Genomic DNA, 21,852 nt, shown 5'->3' with positions numbered 1-21,852 from the left:
ATTTCTAAAGAAATGCGCTTTTTTATATTTTTACATTTAAATGCATAAGTTTTTCAGGATTAACCATCATATAAATATTTGAAATCTTCTCATCCTCAAATGCAAACGAAAGAACATACGTTACTTTATTATTTATTGTAACTATAACTCCTGGTATACCATTTACCATTTTAAAATCAACAGTGTACTCTTCTGTCAATCGTTGTGCAATCCCAAAGAACAAGCGAATAATTCGATCTGCAGAATAAATCGGATTGATCGCAGTTGTAACTTTACCTCCACCATCAGCTTTGAGTATAGCATCTGTTTTTAATACTTCCAACATACCTTCCGTATCCCCACACTGTAATGATGCTACAAACTTTTCAACATAAGAAGCCATTTTCTCCGTGCTTAATTTTGATTGCTTCGGTTTCTCCAACATGCTTTTTCGTGCACGTTGAAAGATCTTCCTGCAGTTCACACTACTCTTATCAACAATTGAAGCTATTTCTTCGTATTCATAACTGAAAACCTCTCTTAATATGAAAACAATCCTTTCTACCTCAGATAGTTGTTGTAAAAGTAATAAATATGCGGTGGAAAGGGATTCTTTCATTATAAATGACTTTGATGGCTCATCACTCTCGTCTACAAGTGGCTCTGGTAACCACATCCCTACATACACGTTACGTTTATGCGCTGCCGATCGTAATTTATCAATTGAACGATTTGTCGCCATCTTACATAAATATGCTTTCATATTTTCTATAGATTGAGGATCTTCTATATTATTTAGCGAGATAAATACATCCTGAACGATATCCTCAGCATCCATAACACTCCCAAGGATTCTGTATGCTAACGAAAATAATAATGGTTGATACGCTTCATATAACTGCTCCGTTTCCATGATGAACTGCCTCACTTTCATATTGCTTTAAAATGTGTAACGCTGCTCGTTTCCCGCTTGCTACCGCAGCATCAGCTAATATTTCATCATGCCCTGCCCAATCTCCTGCAACATAAACACCTGGCATTTCAGGTATATTAGGACCCGGCTTTTCAACACGGTCAATATGAGGAAAATCATGTACTACTGTTATTTTCGGTAAATATTGCTGTGCAACAACTTCTCTTTTCCAATTTGGATGTAACAACTCCATCGTACTTTCCAACTGTTCTTTATCTTCATGAATATGATTCATCTCTAGCACAGGATTATGGTACTTAATTAGACTCACTGCAATTGATCCATCTTCACTTAATTTAGCTGCTCTCGATTGATTTGTGAAAAATATAGGTTGATCTAATCCTAATACAAATTGATGTGTAGGATTGGGTAATTGTCTCAAGCCAATATCTAATGCAGCAACAGTAACCGGTACCGATTGTTCATTCCATCTATGCAAACTTGTTCCTTCTGCACCTTTTATTATTTTACAAGCCTCTTTTGGCGGAGTCGTCACGATGACTGTATCTACTGCAAAAACCTCATCATCAACACAATGTATTCTTTGTTTATCTTCATAATGCTCTATTTCCAAAACATGCTTTTTAGCCAAAAATTTTACCCCGACATCATTCGCTAAATCTCTTAATTTTGTTATTATCGTCTCCCAACCACCATCTACATAAAGTACTCCTTCTTTTATAGAAAGCTGTATTTGCTTTAGTACAGATGATGCTAATTGTATTGTAGGAGCAAACGTATATGTTGTTGTCCAGCATAGCGCATAAAATATATTACGAACCATTGGATCTTTTATTTCATTTTCTGCCCATGTAGTTAGACTCATTTTCGGAACTTCTCCTACATCTAAATTTCCTAAACGAATCATAAGACGTGAGAATTGTACTTTTGCAGACCACGAAAGTAGTGGTGTTGATAAAATTGAGCGAAAATCTGTTGGGATGGTGAATATATCCCCTTTCCATATTCCATGTGCTTTTGTAGATGGTATTCCACCTGGAAGATTCAAACCGAGCTCATTAAAAGTTATAAACGCTGCCCCGCCTCTATATAAAGCATGTGCACCAAGATTCATGCAGATTCCATTTTTATTTATAGTCATCCCTCGGCCACCGAATTGACTGGATTTTTCTAATACAATCACTTTCTTTCCAGCTTTCGCTAAATATATAGATGCTGTTAATCCAGCAAGCCCACCGCCAACAATTGCTACATCAAATGTATTCATAATAAAATCCCTCCTTATCGTTCTACATACAAGACGAACGATTAAGGAGGGATGTGACATGAAAATAAATTTTTATTACCCTACTTTATTTCATTACTTTTTAATTCGGTCATATTGCATACGAAATAACTCAATTGCAAATGGAATATCCTCTTCACTCTTTATATAATAACTGATCCATCCTGATTCAGGTAATACGTGATGTGGTTTTACCAATCCTTGCTTCACTAATTCATCTCGCTTTAACTTCGGAAATGGTAAATCAGCTAATTTATCACCATGAAGATGGCCAAGTTCTTTCTTACCATAATTTATTTCAATACCACCAAATCGATGCGGCTTTTCAGAAACACCCGCCCAGCTGAGTACTTCATTTCTAATCATTTCACTAAATGACATGAACATTCACTCCTTATAAATGATTGATGTACTTTTAAATTAACATTTTCATTACTTTTTTCCATCAATCCAAAGTATGAATGGGAATACGAATATAGTTTAATCTTTATACTTTATTCTTTATGGAATAAGTGAATTTATTAAGCTACCGACAACAGCACAAAACAAAGACTAGACACATATCCTAATTTTGTAACCTAACTTACCTATAGAAAGGCGGGTAATACAATTGACTGCCAACATCGACTATACCTCCCCCTCAACCAATTTTACTTATGATGTAAATAAAAGTAATTTTTTTCGGAAAGATGCCCAAAATTATATAAATGTACTTGGTATTAAACAATTAAACACTTTAGAAAATACTTCTTTATTAGATATTTATTTAAGTACAGGAAATGTTGTAGAACCACATATTCATCAAAATGCAGCTGAACTTGTTTATTGTATTTCAGGGTCTGCTGTTGTTTCTTTACTTAATCCATTTACGAATCAAATATTAAACTTACCGATAAAACCGGGGCAAGTTGCCAACATTCCACAAGCGTGGTGGCATTATGAAATTGCTACAGCTGATAATACTCATTTATTAGCTATTTTCAATGCCCCAGCGCCAGAAGTTATTTTCGGTTCTGATATTTTAAGATTAACTCCGGCTCATATGATGGCCCATACTTACTGCCTCAATGAACAACAATGGAAACAAGCGGTTTCTCCTATTCAATCAACTACTGTTATTGGCCCTCCGGCAAACTGCAATCAAAACCGTGGAATGAAAAATTACCCAACCCAGCCCCTCCCTCAACAACATAATCCGTATCCCCAAGATTCTTATTACTTTCCTCTTTACTGGGGCTATTAATTTGTAAATTTTTAAAAGAATCATCATTTATCTCCTAGGAAAATACCGAGGAGATTTTTTTATTGTATGTTCTCTTCCTATTAATAATAGTAACAATTGATAGTGTACATACATATAATATTTATATATTAAATTGGAGGTGATAGTACTATGAGTAATTATAACTATCGAAAAAACTACTCTTATAATAAAAATAGTAGCTCTTCAGCATCCTCTCAATCTTCCAATTCTCAATCTTCCAATTCCCAATCGCAAAGAGACTTAGCCGAGCAAGGCTATGTAAAGAAAAAAGGATGTAACTGTAATAAAAATAAATAGTTTATTTTATGGATGAATTCTTTTTTAAAAGAATTCATCTTTTTTTGCTGATCGGAAATTTTTAAAGTTACATAACTTATGCCTTAAATGAGAAAGGGTAAATTATACTTTTTTATACGAACTTAATAAAGAGTAATTGTTCAATTGATTTATTACTTATTTCCTCAAAAAATATAGTCCTTCCTAAATTTATTAGGAAGGACTATATACAAACCCCCTGTTTAATTTCCTACTAAACATTGTAACAAATTAAACGATATTAATACCTGCACTTACAAATCCAGCAACTGCAGCTATTGGACTTGCTGCTGTTAATGAAACATACAGTAGTATTTTATCTCCAGCCGCTACTGGAATAGCTTCAGCAATGATTCCTGATGCTGTAGAACCAATCGCTATTGCGGCAAATGCTGGTGTTAATAAAAGAGGTGCGCCTTGTACTGTAAACGTATTGCTTGCTGCAGGTGCAGTTAATATTTGTATTTGCACTTGAACAGGTGATAATGGAGCTAAAGCAGCTGTTGCACTAAAGAAACCAGCTAATGACGTAATAACCCCTGCGCGTGGTGCTACAAATGCATAATCACCTACACCTAATGCTAATGTGATACTTGTTCCACCAGTTAAAGCTACACCAGGCTGACTAAATCCAAATCCAAGAAGAGTTCCTGTATTAGCTATTAACGCGTTAACTAACGCAGATGGTGTTGTACCTGAAGCAAACGGAATAATAGCTCCGCCACCAGTTGCACCAGTTGCTCCTGTTAAGCCTGTTGCACCAGTTAAACCTGTTGCCCCTGTTGGACCTGTTGCTCCTGTTGGACCTGTTGCTCCTGTTGCTCCTGTTGGGCCTGTTGCTCCTGTTAAACCTGTTGCTCCTGTTAAGCCTGTTGCTCCTGTTGGGCCTGTTGCTCCTGCTCCTGTTGCTCCTGTTGCACCAGTTGCTCCTGCTCCTGTTGGACCTGTTGGACCTGTTGCTCCTGTTGCTCCTGTTGCACCAGTTGCTCCTGTTGCTCCACCTCCTGGACCTGTTGGACCTGTTGGACCTGTTGGGCCGCCTCCTGGAGTAGCACCAATTAATTGAGTTAATAAGTTTAATAAAAGTTGTAAGCTTGCAGGGTCAATAATTAAAGAGAAGAAGAATGGTGCAAGAGCACTGTAGAATTGTTGTAATAAAGAAAGTAATTGACTTAGATTTGGGTTAGGAGATTGTAGTAAATTAATAATACTTTGAATTAATTGTTTTAAGAAATTCCCTTCTGGAGAAGGTGCTAATTCATTTAGTAAGTTCAATAGTTGAGTAAACAAATTGAGTAAAGCTAATCTGTTTGCATCACTTGGATTTGCAAAAAACGCTGCAATAGCCGAAATTAAAGAGTTTAGTAAAGTAATTAATCTACCTAATTGCTCACTAGTAATCGGAACTGTTTGTGGATTGTTACAACAATCTGGAGTGAAAACAATCGGATTATTACAGTGGTTATGACCGAAACAATTATTACTTGTCATTTATGTCCTCCTTACTTGTTTTATATTTGAGTTTTTCCTATTATAAGGATCATAAAGTTGTAAAAGAGTATGTGTTATATATTGACTTAAAATAGGAAACATGAAATATAATTAAACTTAAAAACGTTATTTAATTATGTTCATGACTCACATATTAATTATATGTTTTTAATAATTGACTGCTTAGATTAAATACCTAAACTTACGGGTTTATTTTATTTTTCCACGTTTATCTCTTAGGTTTAAATACACATATTAATTTGAATATACTCAACAATTAACAGTGCCATTTTTTCATATAAATATACATTATTTCTTTACTAAGATTGTGTTCTCTTTTTAAACATGAAGCCCTTTGTATTATAGAGAACTCTCATATACTATATTGAAAAATTCATTTTATATTTTATTCCAATACACTATGAAAAGAATTGAAGTTAAAATTCCTATCATTCAACCATTTATGACAGCTAGAAATTGAATGTACCTTCACTTAATTTTAACTATTTAAATATAAAACAAAAAGGACAGATTCCTTTTCATTAAGGATCTGTCCTTTTAATTAATAATAATAAATTGTAATATAATTGAAGATCCTTGCGATGGTGGTTGCGTATCCAATAAAGTTAATTTACCAGTACTCACTTCATATAATGGTTGTGGCTGCAGTATTCCATTAACAAACAAATTAATATAAGAAACTTCACTAGGAGACAAAATATTCGTTGTACCATATTGAGGTATCCCGTCAGCATCTGTATATATAAGCTTCTCTCCATCCGCAAAAGTGTAATATAACAAATTGGTGGTTGTTATAGGGCCAATCCCCCCGGTAGGACCTGTTGCTCCGGTTGGTCCCGTTATTCCAATTGGTCCCGTTTCTCCGGTTAGCCCGGTTACTCCGGTTAGTCCCGTTATTCCAGTCGGGCCTGTTGCTCCGGTTGGGCCTGTTATTCCAGTCGGGCCTGTTACTCCGGTCGGGCCCGTTTCTCCGGTTGGTCCCGTTTCTCCGGTTGGTCCCGTTATTCCAGTCGGGCCCGTTTCTCCAGTTGGACCTGTTGCTCCGGTCGGGCCCGTTATTCCGGTTGGGCCTGTTGCTCCGGTCGGGCCCGTTATTCCAGTCGGGCCTGTTGCTCCGGTCGGGCCCGTTATTCCAGTCGGGCCTGTTGCTCCGGTTGGGCCTGTTATTCCAGTCGGGCCTGTTACTCCGGTCGGCCCCGTTTCTCCGGTTGGTCCCGTTTCTCCAGTTGGACCTGTTGCTCCGGTCGGGCCCGCTATTCCGGTTGGGCCTGTTGCTCCGGTTGGTCCCGTTATTCCAGTCGGGCCCGTTTCTCCAGTTGGACCTGTTGCTCCGGTCGGGCCCGTTATTCCGGTTGGGCCTGTTACTCCGGTTGGGCCTGTTATTCCGGTCGGCCCCGTTTCTCCGGTCGGCCCCGTTATTCCAGTCGGGCCTGTTGCTCCGGTTGGAATATAAATTGGTGGAAGAATCGGAAATGTAGGTCCAATATTTTCTGGGCCTATCATCCCCTTATTCAATGATAAATTGTCATTGCGTTTCAATTTAATACCTCATTCCACATGTTTTTTAATTCATACACATCATTATGACCCTATCATTAAAGAATAACTTTATAACTATTCTCTTTTTTCTTCCCAAAGAATTATTACATATATTAAACATTTTACCGTTGCTATAACCGCTTTAATTAATATAATAAATTAATCATTCTATTTAAAAAGTACTAAATCTATTACATTCTTATTTAAAAAGATGAGATAATATGAAGCGACCTCCTAGATTATCAAGTCAGGGATTTTAACCCATAATAATGAATGAAAACATTATGAATGGGGTTATACCCTATGATAATAGGAGGCCACTATGGAAAATATAATCTATATTGGGATGGATGTCCACAAGGAAAGTTTTAGCTTATGTGCACTACACGGAACAACTGGGGAAATTGTAAGAGAAGCACGATGTGCTTCAAATGTATCTCTCGTAAAAAAATTCGTTGAGAAACTGAAAACAAAATATGGTGAAGATATAAAAATTAAAGCTGGATATGAGGCTGGTTGTTTAGGGTATTCACTTCATAATCTTCTTGAACAAAATGGAATTGATTGTGATATTTTAGCTCCCACAACAATGTACAGTTCATCAAAAAATAAAATGGTTAAAAATGATAAATTCGATGCCAAAATGATTGCTCTTAATTTAGCAAATGGCACCTATAAAGAAGTATATGTTCCAGAAGAAGAGGATGTTGCCGTGAAAGAGTATATCCGCATGTTAGGTGATTTTAAAACATCTTTGAAAAAAATAAAACAACAGATAAAAGCATTCCTTTTAAGGCATGGCTATGTGTATGAAGGGAAATCAAGCTGGACAATCGCTTATATGAAATGGTTAAAGAATCTTGATCTACAAGGATTATTCAAAGAAACGTTAGGCGAATACCTATTACAGTATGATGTTCTAGTCGATAAAATTGAGCGGTTCAGTCTGAGATTAGAAGAATTATCTCATCGTGAAAGGTACGAAGAACCAATCGCAAATTTAAGATGCTTAAAAGGTATAGATACAACATCGGCAATGACTGTTCATGTGGAAATTGCAGACTTCACTCGTTTTCCCACGGCTAAAGCATTTATGGCTTATGTAGGATTGACACCAAGCGAAAGCTCAAGTGGAGAAAAAATCAGTCGACGTTCGATTACAAAACAAGGAAATTCGACCGTTAGGTCTACTCTTGTAGAATGTGCAAATGCGTTGGTAAAAGGAACAATCGGATTAAAATCGAAGCGAGTGAAAGCAAGACAAAAAGGGCAACGAAGCGAAGTGATTGCTTATGCGGATCAGGCTGTAGAAAGGTTACAAAGAAAATATTATCGCATGATATATCAAGGGAAACCTAGAAATGTTGCCGTTACAGCTATCGCAAGAGAACTGGGGTGTTTTATATGGGGATTAGAAACAGGTAAAATTCACCGAAAATAAAGAGGGAAGGATATGAAGTTGATTGATTCATTCATAGTTAGAAACCAAAGGTATCAATTGATGGCATAGATGAGCTTCAGAGATAGTGAATTACAGGTCTGGCTATCTATGACTCACCTCTTCTGGCATGGCTGAAATTCTGATAAACAAGCTATTTATTAGAATTTGAAAAGGTGTGATCCACGCAGTGAGATTATAAGAGCCTAACGACGAACCATTAACCTGAGGTAACCAATCCACGAATAACAGAGTGGTTAACTGTCGATAGATCTTATTTCTGAAGCTTTTGTATGCCATCAAGAAAAATATTATGGGTGAAAAACTATTGACAAAGGTCACTTCATAACAGGTGATTTATATTCAAGATAATAATGAAATTAGAAAAAAAGAAATAATGTCAATGGCCCTTGACATTATTTTCCCTTACAGGCTTACTGGACCTACGGGGCCTACTGGAAGTACTGGGCTTACCGGGAGTACTGGGCCTACCGGAAGTACTGGGCCTACCGGAAGTACTGGGTCTATCGTTACAACAAACTCTATGTTCGCTAATAATACATCAGGTGGTCCTGTTTCAGTCATATTAGGAGGAACAAACATTCCACTTTCAAATAACCAAAGTCTTGGTAATTTTACAGTTAACGCTTCAAATGACGTATTTACAATTCCTGTAACTGGAAGATATCATTTAACCTATCAAGTTAATACGACAACCGCTCTACTTGCTGGAACTAGACTACTATTAAACGCTTCTACGCCAATTCCTGGCTCTATTTTTTCTCCCGCTTTATCAACTTCAAATTATAGTAATAATTTAATTACTAATTTAAATGCTGGTAATACAATTTCACTACAATTATTTGGTATATTATCTGTCGTGAATTTAGTTGGAGGTGGATCAACAGGTGCCTCTCTTACAATTATACGAATTGATTAAAAAATGATTCATTCTTTTTATAATAAACAATCTAAATACTCAATTGGTAAATATTACGAGAGTGATGACGTAATAAAAATAAATTGTACTATATCCATAGTAGAAAACATCTATACTAAATTTTCCGTATATATATTATCAATTTACACTTCCCCCATGTCGGTGTTACATTAAAGATGAAGATCGTTTCTTCTTTACAGACCATCTCAATATGTATTTGAGGAACATCTCCAATCCTATACGCGAGAGCAATACTATATTGACACTCAATTGAGTGTCTTTTTTTATATTCAAAAAATAAAACCATCTCTTATAGATGGTTTTAACAATACACATTTACTCTTTATATTATTGCCAGCTTATAAAGCTGGATAATAAATAGTCATACTTAACCGCGTTAATGTTCTTCCTGAATTAGTATAAGTATGCGGTCTATCCGCCTTAAAGCGAATTGAGTCTCCATTATTTAACGTATATTGACAATCGTTTATGTCAATTGTCAATTTCCCTTCAAATACCGTTATAAACTCTTCTGTTCCTTCTTTATGCGCTTCTGAACTTAATTTCCCTCCTGTATCAATTTCAACCATATAGATTTCAAAATTCCTATTATCTTGGAAAGGAAATGAGGGATACACCTTATATCTCCCATTGTCTTCAGACAATACTTGAACATCATTTCGTAAAACTACTTTCGTATCAGGCTGTGGATTATTAATTAAAGAGGTAAATGATACTTTCAAACCATTAGCAATTTTCCATATTGTTGTTAGTGTCGGGCTTGAATCTCCTCTTTCTATCTGTCCAATCATTGTTTTACTTACACCTGTTAATTGAGAGACCTTTTCTAAACTTAATTTTTCTTTTTCACGTATTGATTTTAAATTTTTTGCCAGAATAAGTTGAATTTCTTCCATAAAAAACACTCCTACACTGTATACAATATAACGACCGTTATGTATAATAAAAAGCACACGTTATATTGTTCTTTTCGGTCATTATAACACACAAAAAATAGGGGGTTTTGAAATGCCTATATTTTCTTTTTTGTTATTTGTATTTATAAGTAGCTTCACACCTGGTCCCAACAATTTCTTAGCTATGACATACGCAAATCAACATGGATTAAAGAGAAGCATAAACTTTTGCTTTGGAGTAGCATTCGGTTTTTTCATCCTCACTTCTTTATGCAGTTTCTTTAATATTGTATTAATTAATATTATCCCTATAATTGAATTTCCTTTAAAAATTTTAGGTGTCGCGTATATGCTATATTTAGCCTTTAAAATAATTACTAGTAAAGGCGGTGCCGGTCACAATGAAAAAAATAATAAAAACTTATTTACAGTGGGTATTTTCCTTCAATTTATTAACCCTAAAGGAATATTATTCGGACTCACAGTAGTCTCTACTTTTATACTCCCTTACTACAATTCATATTCAAGTTTTCTACTTTTCTCATTATTTCTAGGTATAGTCGGTTTACTGAGTACATTTAGTTGGAGCCTTTTTGGTTCCATGTTCCAAAAACTTTTATTAAAACATAATCAATTATTTAACATCATTATGGCTGTTTTATTAGTTTTCAGTGCCGTTTCAATCGTTATACACTAATTCGATGCTCATTTTAGATTTTGTACTTTTTAATACCACTCTTTATCATTCAGACTACTTTACATACTAATCCATGCACATACCCTATGTGGTTTAAAACTTTTAAGAGGAAACCTTCTAACAATAGGTTTCCTTCCATATTATATTAAATAAGAAGCAGGTTAAATACGGAGGTGATTTTGATTAAGACTACTTTAATTTCTCATTTTTACAATGAAGAATATTTACTTCCGTGGTGGTTAATGCACCATACAAAGCTATTTGATCATGGCATTCTTATTAACCGTGGATCCACTGATCGTTCAGTTGAAATCTGTAAAACATTCGCTCCTAATTGGGAAATACGAAACTCAAAATCATTCGAATTTGATGCTTATTTAGTTGATCAAGAAGTTATGGAAATTGAAAGAGAAATTACAGGATGGAAAATGGTATTGAATACGACAGAATTCCTATGCTGTTATAATAAAGAACAATTTTTCAAATCACTTAACACTATGGGCGGCAATATGTTTTCAATAAGAATGATTATGATGATTGATGAACCCACTCATGGCTACACTAATCCAAGATATAGCTCTCCGCTTGTTAAACAACGTTATCACGGCATAATAATTCAACCTAATCCAAACCAACTATATCTTAACGGTAGATTAATTCACAATAATTCGCACGGGAACTATAGAGTCGGGAGACATGGTTCGCATTATCCTTATAGCATTTACATGGAACCTGCTTTTATTTTTAAATTTTTTTATAGTCCATGGAACGATGCAATGAAAAAACGAAAATTACAAATCGGGCCTACTCTTTCTCAACATAGTGTACGACGCGGATTAGGTTCTCATCACTTAACAACAATTGAAAAATTAGAAAAAAAATACAAATACTATGCAACCTTAACTACGGATCTCCGGTTATTCCCAGAATACCAAATTATATTTCCTGATCTTTGTCCTTAATGTCATGAATATTTAGTTTCGACATCCATCCGTTTTTTATTAACATACCAACTCCAACTAAATACTTTTCTCTAGTAGAAATCTGAGCTAGAACTCTTGCTGCACGGAAATTCCTCTTATTTAATCTCGTATCACTAGCCTATAATCTTTCATACCATTTCATTAAGCACTTGATGTTGGATCAGAAATAAAAAATGGTAGTTCATTTGGAAAATTTTCAATTTCAGATTTTATACCTTCTAAAACAAAGAATTCAAACAATAGAACCTAAACTAAGATTTTAAGTTATGGCTTTATTTTTTTCTTATTATTCACTTTAAAATCTTTTTATAATAATATTGAAAAATACGATATAATATAAATTACTGTTCTTTAGGAGGATCACAATGGCTGATAAGTATAAATTTTTTATTCTCATTGTTACCGCATTTTTTTCATTCTTTTCTTTAATAAAAGATTTCCGCAACACTTCAAAAAGTTTCTTTTGGGGTAGTTTTATCATTCTTACAAGCTTCATGATACTATTAATACATGCTCTAGATTTAACTCAAATACTTTTTTATCCAAAGCAAATTGCACTTGAATTTATTACAATACCACGTAAATTATTTCTACCATCTGTCACTGAGGCCGCCAGTTCCCCCCAACACTAAGATAATAATTTGATTAAGAGCTCTTTCTAAAAGAGCTCTCTTTTTTAACATAAACATACCATATACAAAATCCAACCTTAACCACTTAATTACTTATAAGAACCTAACTTATAAAACGCATAATAATTATATTTATTTACTAGTATACAAGCCGTATCTCTTAGTAGAAGCACAGCATAATATACGATACAGGACAAAACTTTCAAAAAACTTGTCTAAGTTAATTCTCAAAAAGGGGTGAATATAAATGCCTATCGTTAAACCTTTTATAGCAGGAAGACGATTTGTAAGTACAGCAGCAACAGGAACTGCTGCTGGAGCAGATTTAACTTTTGCTAACACAGACTTCACTGATGACACTGGTGCTGTAACAACATTCCCTGCTTCTTATGCCTTTTTAACACTTTATATTAATGGTGTTATTCAAACAGGTGATACTATTACTGGTGTGACTACTACAGCTGCTACTATTGTAGGAGGAGCAGTCCTAGATGGAGGCACTCCTATCGCAATTGAATTTACTATAACGTAAATTTAGTTGTCTTTTTAGAGGTTTCATTGAAAGAAACCTCTAATTTTAAAAATTCACATCAATTTTAGTAGCAACTACATAATACAGTGCACATACTAGATAGAATGATAGAATTTTATACTCACTCTCAAAAAGAGCACTTATCTATAGCGATCTTTTATATAGCGCAATAATTTTTCGCCTATTTGCTCTTGGAGAACCGACTAAGCAGTTAGTTAAATTAGCTAACTGCTTTTTCCATATAGTATTTATTATTATTCATAGCTTTATCCGTAATAGTAATGCTTGTGCACTATCTACTATAAATTTTCATATATTGTATTATGCTTGTCCAAAATGTGAAGTTAATACTCACGAAATCTAAATACAAGAAAGGAGTGAAAATATGCGCTCATCCATTCGTAAATTCGCTAATTTTAATTGTGAAGCACAAGCACCTAGTTCACTACCTGCCCTAGGTTTTGCCTTCAATGCTACTTCACCTCAATTTGCAACATTATTTACACCACTACTATTACCTAGTACAGGCCCAAATCCTAACATTACTGTCCCTGTAATTAATGATACAATTAGTACTGGAACTGGTATTAAAATTCAGGTAGCTGGTATTTATCAAATTAGCTATACATTAACGATTAGCCTTGATAACGTCCCATTAGCCCCGGAAGCAGCTCGCTTTTTCTTGACATTAAATTCATCGACTAATATTATTGCAGGATCCGGATCCGCAGTCCGTTCTAATATTATCGGAACTGGTGAAGTCGATGTATCAAGTGGGGTCATTCTAATTAACTTAAACCCTGGTGATTTAATTCAAATTGTCCCCGTTGAAGTAATAGGTACAGTAGATATTCGTTCTGCAGCGTTAACAGTTGTGCAAATTCGTTAATAAAGTGAAACTTTAATCAGCCCTCACCAATGGGCTTTTATGAGCAGTCCAGCCCCCACCTAACTTCTTTGCTTCCGCTAAATTTTAAGGTGGGGGTCTTACTGTCCGGCAAATAGCAGGATAAAAACAAAAGACTTAGCTAATTAATATTTATTGTTCCTTATACACAATATCTTTTTATAGATTTGACACACATTTATATTAAACAAGCATATTTTATTGTATGACTATATAGTCATACAAATCTAAAGCGTTCATAAAAGCACACTTATATGTGTGCTTTATTTTTAATTAAAACCTACAACATCCTCACACAATATCCATATATTATCTTGATTCCTCTCTAAATGTATGGTTTGTCTCAGAGCGCTTTTAACAGCGCTCTTTTTATTTAAACTCCGATTTTTAAAATTCGATTTTATGATTTACGTTATTATACACATGCTACGCTACTTTTGAAACAAGGTATACATCCAAAGACTGTAAGTGAACACTTCAGTTATAAAGATATGTTCATAACATTAAATCGCTATTCACATGTTTTGCCTGGAATGCAGGTGGATGCTGTTAAAATATGTAGTGAAAGACCATTTGGATAGTAATATTTGCAAATATAAAAAATGCGGTTTCTCCTCTCAAGAGAAACCGCAACATATCAATGCTTTTACTATATTTTAAACTGACTCGTATACAAATCAAAATAAAACCCTCTATCTTCCATGAGAGATTCATGATTCCCTCTTTCTAAAATATTTCCATCTTTTATAACAAGAATTTGATCTGCTTTTTCAATTGTTTTAAGTCGATGAGCGATCACAAAACTTGTGCGACCTCTCATTAAATTATTTAGTCCTGCTTGTATTTGTAATTCTGTTCTTGTATCAATATTTGATGTCGCTTCATCGAGAATTAATATATCTGCATCTGCTAAAATTGCTCGTGCAATCGCTAGAAGTTGTTTTTGTCCTTGACTTAAATTCGATCCTTCTGAAGCAATTTCTGTTTCATATTGATTTGGCAAATGCTTAATAAAAGAATGTGCAGATGCTGCCTTAGCTGCAGTGATAACTTCTTCATCAGTAGCATCTAAGCTTCCATAACGGATATTATCCATAATCGAACCAGCAAATAAATACGTATCCTGTAAAACTACTCCTATTTTACTTCGTAAAGAATTAATATCATAATCTTTTATATCTTTTCCATCAATATGAATTTGTCCTTGCTGTATATCGTAAAAGCGAGTTAACAAATTAATGATTGTTGTTTTCCCTGATCCAGTCGGACCAACTAAAGCAATTGTCTCTCCTGGCTGCGCTTTAAGACTCACTTCTTTTAAAATCGTTTTATTTTCTGCGTAGCCAAATGAAACATTCTCAAGTGCAACATGCCCTTGTAAATTTTGTACAACGAATGCGTCTTTTTTATTTTGAATTTCTGGTACCTCATCCATAATTTCAAAAACACGTTCTCCACCAGCAACTGCCGCTTGAATTGTATTCATTAAAGTCGCAAATTGACTTAGCGGTCTTGAGAATTGACGAGAATAATTAATAAAAGCCGCAATAACTCCTACTGTTGTCATTCCGTTTAAGACCATAACTGATCCAGTCCCAATGACAAGGCCCATACCTAAATTATTAATAAAGTTCATACTTGGAAAAATAAAAGCTGAAAATGTATCAGCCTTCGTAGCTGAAACTCTTAGCTGTTCATTAATTTTATTGAAATTTTGTACAGTTTCTTTTTCTTTTCCGTACAACGTTGTAACATCCGCACCTGTAATTGCTTCCTCAATAAATCCATTTAATTCACCTAAATCTTTTTGACGCTTCGCAAAGTTTTTACCACTATATGCAACTAGTTTTTTTGTAACGTAAAACATAATAGGTACTGTAATTAAAGTTACAATTGCTAAAATCCAATTTAAGGCGAACATTGCAATCGTTACACCTATAAAAGTTAATGCTGATGAAATAATTTGTACAACGCTTTGTGTCAAAGCTTGATTCAAATTATCTATATCATTTGTCACACGGCTCATTAAATCACCTTGAGAACGCACATCAAAGAACCGTAAAGAAAGCGTTTGGATTTTCTCAAAAATATCTTGTCGTATTTTTTGAATTGTTTTTAATGCAACGTTAATCATGACAAACGTTTGTAACCATGTTAAAAGTACAGTTACACCATAAATCGCGATAAGTAACATACACATTCTTGCTGTACCACTTAAATCTTTCGGTACAATATATTGATCTATAATAACTCCCATAAAATAGGGACCTAATAATCCAAGTAATGTAGTAACAACGACTAGAAATATAACAAACATAAGAGCAGCTTTTTGATAGCCCATATAGTTCCATACCCGCATTACAGTTCCTTGAGCATTTTTAGCTTTTCCCATCTTTGGGGTGTTTCGTCCACCTTTATTAGCAAATTGCCCTTGAAAATTACGCATGTTCTTCCCCACCTTCTTTATCTAAATTACCACCTTGGGAAAGATAAATTTCCTGATAAACCTCACTTCGTTCTAACAATTGTTCATGTGTACCATTGCCAACTAATTCACCATTATCTAATACAAGTATTTTATCCGCATCCATTATGGAAGAAATTTTGGACGCGATTAATAAAGTCGTTGTGCCTTTATATTTTGTTTTTAAAGCTGTTTGAATAGTAGCCTCTGATTTTGCATCAACTGCTGATGTAGAATCATCTAATATGAGAATCGGTGGTTTTCTCACAAGTGCCCTTGCAATTGATACACGTTGTTTTTGTCCACCTGATAGATTTGTCGCACCTTGTGTTAAATTATATTGATAAGATTCTTCCAGCTTATTGATAAACTCAGTCGCACAAGCTGATGCAGCTGCTACTTCCAGCTCATCATGTGTTGCATTTTCTTTACCATAACGTAAATTCTCTTCTATACTACCTGAGAACAACAAAGCCTTCTGAGGTACAAACCCTATTGAAGCACGGAGTTTTTGCAAATCATATGTTTTAACATCTATTCCATCTATACATATTTCACCTTGATCCACATCATATAGACGTGGTAACAGTTTCGCTAAGGTAGATTTACCACTTCCAGTTGATCCAATAATCCCTACTTTTTCACCTTTTTGTATGTTAAACGAAATATCTTTTAAAACGTATTCATTATTTTTCGTATAGCTATAACTAACATTTTTAAATTCGATATTCCCCTCGATTTTCTCAGGTTCGATTGCATTCGCTTCGCTTATTATATCAACCTCGGTATTTAACACTTGCTGTACACGATCCGCAGATGGAAAAGCTCTCGCAATTTGAATAAATACCATGCTAATCGACATAAGTGACATTAAAATGATATTCAAGTAATTAATAAATGCCAAAATCGCTCCTACTTGAAGCGTTCCATTGAATACTTTTTCTCCACCAATCCATAATGTTGCGACAATCCCGCCACTTACAACTAGCATAATGATTGGCATCATTAAAGAAATAAGCTGCACAGCTCGAATATTTATCTTCGTTAAATTTGTATTTACACTTCCAAATTGAGCGATTTCATATTTTTGTCTTACATACGCTTTTATAACACGTACACCAGATAAATTTTCTTGTAACTTTGTATTCACTTTGTCCAATGCCTCTTGCACCTTTTTAAATGTACCACTTGCTTTACTTGCAATTAAAATAATCGCAAGTAATAAAATCGGAACAACTACAAGTAATATTGGAAATAACTCTCTTGCTGTTACAAAAACAATAATTATACTTCCGATAAATAACAGCGGACCACGAACGAGAACACGTAATGTCATCGTCATTGCTGATTGAATGGAAGTGATATCATTCGTCACGATCGTTAATAATTTACCTGTTCCAAATGAATCACGATTATTACTAGAAAATGTTTCTATTTTCGCAAACACATCTTTTCGTATGTCAGTAGCGAAATTAACAGCTGCTTTTGTAGAATACATCATACACCCAAGCCCTCCAACTAAACCGAGTGCTGCTGCTCCTATCATAAGAAGCCCCATTTTTATTACATAATTTAAATCCCGATTTGCAATCCCAACATCAATGATATGTTGCATAATAGTCGGTTGAATTAAGTCCATCGCAACCTCAAGTACCATAAATAGCGGTCCAATAATAGCGAAGAACATGTATGGTTTTAAATACTGTAATAACTTACGAAATGATTTCATACATAGTCTCCTTTTCCCATGAAATTACCACTGAATAATTCATATCCCTCCTTATTTAAGCGATATTTTTTGTAATTTCTTCATTACTTCTATTATATTATGTAAATTAATATTTAACATTATTAAATGATAAGTATTAATGACTTTCTGGTCAATACATATGCTTTATATTATGTAAATACAAAAACCGCATTCTTAATGAAAAGAATACGGTTTTTCATCTATAATTCTTCAATTGTAAAATGTAAAAACTCAGTCTCAAATCCCTTATTTTTAGAAGGACTACACGTGTAAAAACCTATTTTAATAGGCTCATTTCCTATATCCTCCATTAAATGAGCGATTCTTATTTGTTCCCATTGATGTCTCTTTTTCACATATATTGTATAATCACCGCGTTTTCGAATAATTCGAAAACGAAGTTGTTGCTTAGCTGCTTCAGTTGGATAATCTTGCGTTGACCAATCAGAATATCCATTATTCGTTACGACAGCACCTAAGTGAGATGGCCCTTCGGGGATATATTCTAAAGATGTTTTTAGCCAACAGTTCTCCGAAATCATAACAAAAAGACCTGCTTGATCGAATTTTGAATTTGGATTCATACGTAACTGAACTTCAGCTTGAAAGTCTGTCATCATCTCATTATAAAATACATGACCATTCATTACTTCAAAACCATAATGTGTTTTAAGCCAAAAATCAGTTTCTGCTTTCGAACGGACAATAAACGCATGATTATCATTAATTTTATAGTATTCAGGTACATTCATTATAGTGAGTTGCTCAATATGTTCTGGTATATACGATATATTCATAGCTCCTCCATAATAAAGCATTTATATAGACATTTAAAACTCCGCTAATACTGGGAATTTATAACCTTTAAAATCTAACTCTTTATCACTTCGAACCATTAAATACTTGCTAGACTGTACTTCTGTAAACTGTACTTCCTCAACCCCTAATTGATCCGGAGAAAAATAAAATTCGATTTCCGTAAACCTTTCATTGATTTCTCCACATAATTCATCTAAAACCGGAAGTACTGGCGCAAATACTCCAAATAATTTCAACTTTTCATTTTCTACTTCATAAACGATTAGAGCATCTAGTTTCTCTGAATAATACAATTTCTCATTCCATTCCGAATCATACATATTCAAATAAAATGAAGGATGGAAGTTTAAAGTTGAAAAACTATTTGAAAGTCTTTGGCTACTATCAATAGTTTCATGTATTAACTGTCTATTCTCTATATTATAGTAATCTAACTTTTTAAGTAGTGAATCGTTATTATTAATATTTTTATCATATGGTATAGTCATCAAATATTCCTGCACAACTTTAAATCCAAATGCTGTATATAGTTCAGGGTTTTCCGTAAACAATAATGCACATTCACATTTCTTATCGATTTCTTCTATCATTTTACCCATTAATTGTGTCATTAACCCTTGTCTACGAAAATTAGGGTGTGTCATTACTGATTGAATACCCGCTGCATTTATTTTTTCACCATTAATTAATAATGGGAGTGAAAATGCCGCAACATTTGCAATCACTTTATCTTCTTGTAAAAATGATAAAGCTTTATATGTATCATCCCAATATCCTTTATCCGAAAAATCATTCAATGTTTGAGTTGTAATTCCAAACACTTCTTCAAATAAAGGAAATAACTGCTCTCTTTTCGGTTCTTCTATTAGAAGACTTGCCAATTTTTCAACATTCCCCATGTTGTACCTCCAAATGTTAAATTCCATTAAATTAGATATACTTATATGACCTACTCTTAAAAATAGAGGTCTTACCAATCAATATACTATCACAAAACATAAAAAAAAAGTCTAATTAATTTTATGTTTTGACTATTTGAAAATAAGTCGAATAAAACGATATTAAGATTTTTGGATATTAATTAGTTTATTATACAAAAATAGCGCTTTCTAATTAGCTTTTACTAATAGAAATTACACTATTTATAATAAAATATTTTTAGTCTTTTATTCCTTCAAGTCTTTCCTTCGTATTAATTTCTTCTCCACTTATACGCTTTTCAAAAGACTTTCTCCAACTACATGAAAGTGCATTTACTTCTAATATCCTTTTTACCCCTTCAATATTTTGTTTTTCCTTATGCATGATACGATTAGCAAACGCTACTGAAACACCTTTTGGATCAGACTGTAGTTTTTTTAAGGTATCGACTGATGATACCCATCCTTCTTTTAATACACGAAAATAAAATCCTGTATATCCTGTTTCTTGAAAATATAGTGGTAACTTTGGAATATTATATTTTTTTGCTAATTTAAAACAAGGTTGCCTTGGTTGTGTTACCTGTACGATTGCCTGTCCTAGCTCAAACGTATCACCAATACAAACATCCTCTTCGCGCATACCACTAACTGTTATATTTTCTCCGAAAGCCCCATATACAAAATCTTGATTCAATTCTTTTTCCCAATATGGATAGTGATCACCAGTATAAACACAAACTGCTTTATCTACTCCTCCATGATGAACTAAGTCAGCTTGTCCATCCCCATTAAATTTTACAAAGGATAAATATACCGGTTCCTTTACTTGTTTCTTATTTATGCCTGTATGAATTACTTTTCCGCCGTATGTAACCTCTTTTGGTAATCCTATATTTAAAGATAATAATTGATATTCATTAGCCATTCTATTTCCTCCTTTAAAGGTGTTACATGTATTTTCTCTCGATTAATTTTTACAAACCTCTCTGTTATATAAAGATGATTATAAAACCTCTAAAATCATTGTTCAATTCAATTATTTATATAATAATGATAGGTATAACCTATTATTATACTTGAGGTGATTCCAATCGAATTACGACAACTTGAATACTTTTTAGCTGTTTCAAAAGAATTACATTTCACAAAAGCAGCTGAGAAATTAAATATTTCACAGCCTTCACTAAGTCAACAAATACGTGCATTAGAGCATGAAGTAGGAATGCCACTTTTCGATCGAATTGGTAAAAAAATATCTTTAACTGAAGCAGGGAAGGTTTTATTATCACATAGTAAAACCATTTTTCATGAAGTCGAACAAGCTCGTTCAGCTATTCAAGACCTAAACGGATTACAGCAAGGTTCCTTAACAATAGGGGCTTTGTTAACCGTCGTAAATTATTTACTACCACCAGCTATTTTAAATTTTAATAATTTATATCCTAATATAGAGCTTTCTGTATTAGGGCTTCGTACAGGAGATATTCGTGAAAAATTATTACAAAACGAACTAGATATTGGAATTACATTTCTCCCGGTGCAAGATAAAGAGATTATCTCCATCCCTCTATACAAAAGCGATCTTACATTGGTCGTGCCCACTGGTCATCGATTAGCTGAACGTAATCATGTATCTATTGCTGAATTACAGAACTACCCTTTAATTCTTTTACCTAAAAATTTCTTTTTAACCGAACTAATTACATCTCATTGTCAAAAGTTAAACTTTAAACCAAGGCCAATTTTAGAAATTAGTACGATGGAATCTTTAATCCAAATGGTTTCCAAAGAAATGGGAATTACAGTGTTACCCAAACCATATATAGACTTTTTACAAAATAAAAACATTCAAGCTATTAAAATAGAAAACCCTACTCCAATAATTGAAATAGGGCTAATTTATAGAAAAGATAAATATATGTGTGCTGCAACTCGAGAATTTATTGAGCAACTAAAAATCACAGTACGTTCTTTCCAAAACTAAACAAAAGAGATTATCCTATGAAACCGTTTCACAACAAT

General features: G+C 33.9%; 20 protein-coding genes. 9 read left to right on the top strand and 11 right to left on the bottom strand.

Features of this window, described 5'->3' with window-relative positions; translation table 11 throughout:
- Positions 1–22: 22 nt before the first annotated feature.
- From MHH55_RS06195 to MHH55_RS06185, 3 genes are all read right to left on the bottom strand, one after another.
- Entirely contained in the window at positions 23–892 is an 870-nt protein-coding gene (locus tag MHH55_RS06195) for a sigma-70 family RNA polymerase sigma factor (protein ID WP_000447148.1), read from the bottom strand.
- Positions 870–2,180 carry a phytoene desaturase family protein gene (locus MHH55_RS06190; RefSeq protein ID WP_078187124.1) on the bottom strand — a complete coding sequence of 437 codons (1,311 nt, stop codon included), beginning with the start codon at positions 2,178–2,180 and terminating at the stop codon, positions 870–872. Before MHH55_RS06190 ends, MHH55_RS06195 begins: the two co-directional genes overlap by 23 nt.
- Before the next feature lie 93 nt (positions 2,181–2,273).
- Positions 2,274–2,579, bottom strand: coding sequence for a luciferase domain-containing protein (locus MHH55_RS06185; protein WP_000010317.1), 306 nt, complete (start codon positions 2,577–2,579; stop codon positions 2,274–2,276).
- 229 nt (positions 2,580–2,808) lie between these two features.
- Here MHH55_RS06185 and MHH55_RS06180 point away from each other — a divergent pair, with 229 nt between their 5' ends.
- A complete protein-coding gene (locus MHH55_RS06180; RefSeq protein WP_000126322.1) occupies positions 2,809–3,441 on the top strand; it encodes a cupin domain-containing protein in 633 nt (210 codons plus the stop codon).
- A gap of 567 nt (positions 3,442–4,008) precedes the next feature.
- Here MHH55_RS06180 and MHH55_RS06175 read toward each other — a convergent pair.
- Both MHH55_RS06175 and MHH55_RS06170 read right to left on the bottom strand, forming a co-directional pair.
- Positions 4,009–5,268: an exosporium glycoprotein BclB-related protein gene (locus tag MHH55_RS06175; RefSeq protein WP_078188199.1), complete on the bottom strand. Its 1,260-nt coding sequence runs from the start codon at positions 5,266–5,268 to the stop codon at positions 4,009–4,011.
- Between the two features lie 558 nt (positions 5,269–5,826).
- Positions 5,827–6,828 carry a DUF4183 domain-containing protein gene (locus MHH55_RS06170; protein ID WP_139362595.1) on the bottom strand — a complete coding sequence of 334 codons (1,002 nt, stop codon included), beginning with the start codon at positions 6,826–6,828 and terminating at the stop codon, positions 5,827–5,829.
- Positions 6,829–7,150: 322 nt separating this feature from the next.
- Here MHH55_RS06170 and MHH55_RS06165 point away from each other — a divergent pair, with 322 nt between their 5' ends.
- Positions 7,151–8,269 carry an IS110 family transposase gene (locus tag MHH55_RS06165; protein ID WP_340880263.1) on the top strand — a complete coding sequence of 373 codons (1,119 nt, stop codon included), beginning with the start codon at positions 7,151–7,153 and terminating at the stop codon, positions 8,267–8,269.
- 349 nt (positions 8,270–8,618) lie between these two features.
- Positions 8,619–9,206: a BclA C-terminal domain-containing protein gene (locus MHH55_RS06160; protein WP_078187106.1), complete on the top strand. Its 588-nt coding sequence runs from the start codon at positions 8,619–8,621 to the stop codon at positions 9,204–9,206.
- A gap of 359 nt (positions 9,207–9,565) precedes the next feature.
- On the opposite strand, the gene MHH55_RS06155 is transcribed toward MHH55_RS06160, so the two are convergent.
- Complete coding sequence (locus MHH55_RS06155) at positions 9,566–10,180, bottom strand: helix-turn-helix domain-containing protein (RefSeq protein WP_002197759.1); 615 nt, start codon at positions 10,178–10,180, stop codon at positions 9,566–9,568.
- Positions 10,181–10,235: 55 nt separating this feature from the next.
- On the opposite strand from MHH55_RS06155, the gene MHH55_RS06150 reads away from it, so the two are divergent.
- The 5 genes from MHH55_RS06150 to exsF all read left to right on the top strand — a co-directional run bounded on the left by MHH55_RS06150 (position 10,236) and on the right by exsF (position 13,856).
- Complete coding sequence (locus MHH55_RS06150; protein WP_001121273.1) at positions 10,236–10,820, top strand: LysE family transporter; 585 nt, start codon at positions 10,236–10,238, stop codon at positions 10,818–10,820.
- Between the two features lie 179 nt (positions 10,821–10,999).
- Entirely contained in the window at positions 11,000–11,782 is a 783-nt protein-coding gene (locus MHH55_RS06145; RefSeq protein ID WP_000598280.1) for a glycosyltransferase family 2 protein, read from the top strand.
- 386 nt (positions 11,783–12,168) lie between these two features.
- The gene (locus MHH55_RS06140) at positions 12,169–12,435 is read left to right on the top strand and encodes a hypothetical protein (protein WP_139362480.1); all 267 of its coding nucleotides are present in this window, start codon (positions 12,169–12,171) and stop codon (positions 12,433–12,435) included.
- 247 nt (positions 12,436–12,682) lie between these two features.
- Positions 12,683–12,967 (top strand): DUF4183 domain-containing protein, encoded by a 285-nt coding sequence (locus MHH55_RS06135; protein ID WP_001123247.1) that lies wholly within the window; start codon positions 12,683–12,685, stop codon positions 12,965–12,967.
- Between the two features lie 385 nt (positions 12,968–13,352).
- Complete coding sequence (gene exsF, locus MHH55_RS06130; RefSeq protein WP_001257871.1) at positions 13,353–13,856, top strand: exosporium protein ExsF; 504 nt, start codon at positions 13,353–13,355, stop codon at positions 13,854–13,856.
- 667 nt (positions 13,857–14,523) lie between these two features.
- On the opposite strand, the gene MHH55_RS06125 is transcribed toward exsF, so the two are convergent.
- From MHH55_RS06125 to MHH55_RS06105, 5 genes are all read right to left on the bottom strand, one after another.
- Positions 14,524–16,320 (bottom strand): ABC transporter ATP-binding protein, encoded by a 1,797-nt coding sequence (locus tag MHH55_RS06125; RefSeq protein WP_001243562.1) that lies wholly within the window; start codon positions 16,318–16,320, stop codon positions 14,524–14,526.
- Positions 16,313–18,067 carry an ABC transporter ATP-binding protein gene (locus MHH55_RS06120; RefSeq protein WP_000834782.1) on the bottom strand — a complete coding sequence of 585 codons (1,755 nt, stop codon included), beginning with the start codon at positions 18,065–18,067 and terminating at the stop codon, positions 16,313–16,315. The genes MHH55_RS06125 and MHH55_RS06120 overlap by 8 nt, the downstream gene beginning before the upstream one ends.
- Before the next feature lie 221 nt (positions 18,068–18,288).
- Positions 18,289–18,885, bottom strand: a complete 597-nt coding sequence (locus MHH55_RS06115; protein WP_001027672.1) for a DUF1349 domain-containing protein — start codon at positions 18,883–18,885, stop codon at positions 18,289–18,291.
- Positions 18,886–18,918: 33 nt separating this feature from the next.
- On the bottom strand, positions 18,919–19,806 hold the full coding sequence (locus MHH55_RS06110) for a GNAT family N-acetyltransferase (protein WP_000528674.1): 888 nt from the start codon (positions 19,804–19,806) through the stop codon (positions 18,919–18,921).
- 259 nt (positions 19,807–20,065) lie between these two features.
- Positions 20,066–20,755, bottom strand: coding sequence for an MOSC domain-containing protein (locus MHH55_RS06105; RefSeq protein WP_001262990.1), 690 nt, complete (start codon positions 20,753–20,755; stop codon positions 20,066–20,068).
- A gap of 156 nt (positions 20,756–20,911) precedes the next feature.
- Here MHH55_RS06105 and MHH55_RS06100 point away from each other — a divergent pair, with 156 nt between their 5' ends.
- Positions 20,912–21,814, top strand: a complete 903-nt coding sequence (locus MHH55_RS06100) for a LysR family transcriptional regulator (RefSeq protein ID WP_078187107.1) — start codon at positions 20,912–20,914, stop codon at positions 21,812–21,814.
- Positions 21,815–21,852: the final 38 nt, after the last annotated feature.

The organism is Bacillus sp. FSL K6-2944 (assembly GCF_038005385.1).
Lineage (GTDB): Bacteria > Bacillota > Bacilli > Bacillales > Bacillaceae_G > Bacillus_A > Bacillus_A cereus.
The sequence above is the reverse complement of the archived record's forward strand: the minus strand, read 5'-3'. Positions and strand labels throughout refer to the sequence as shown.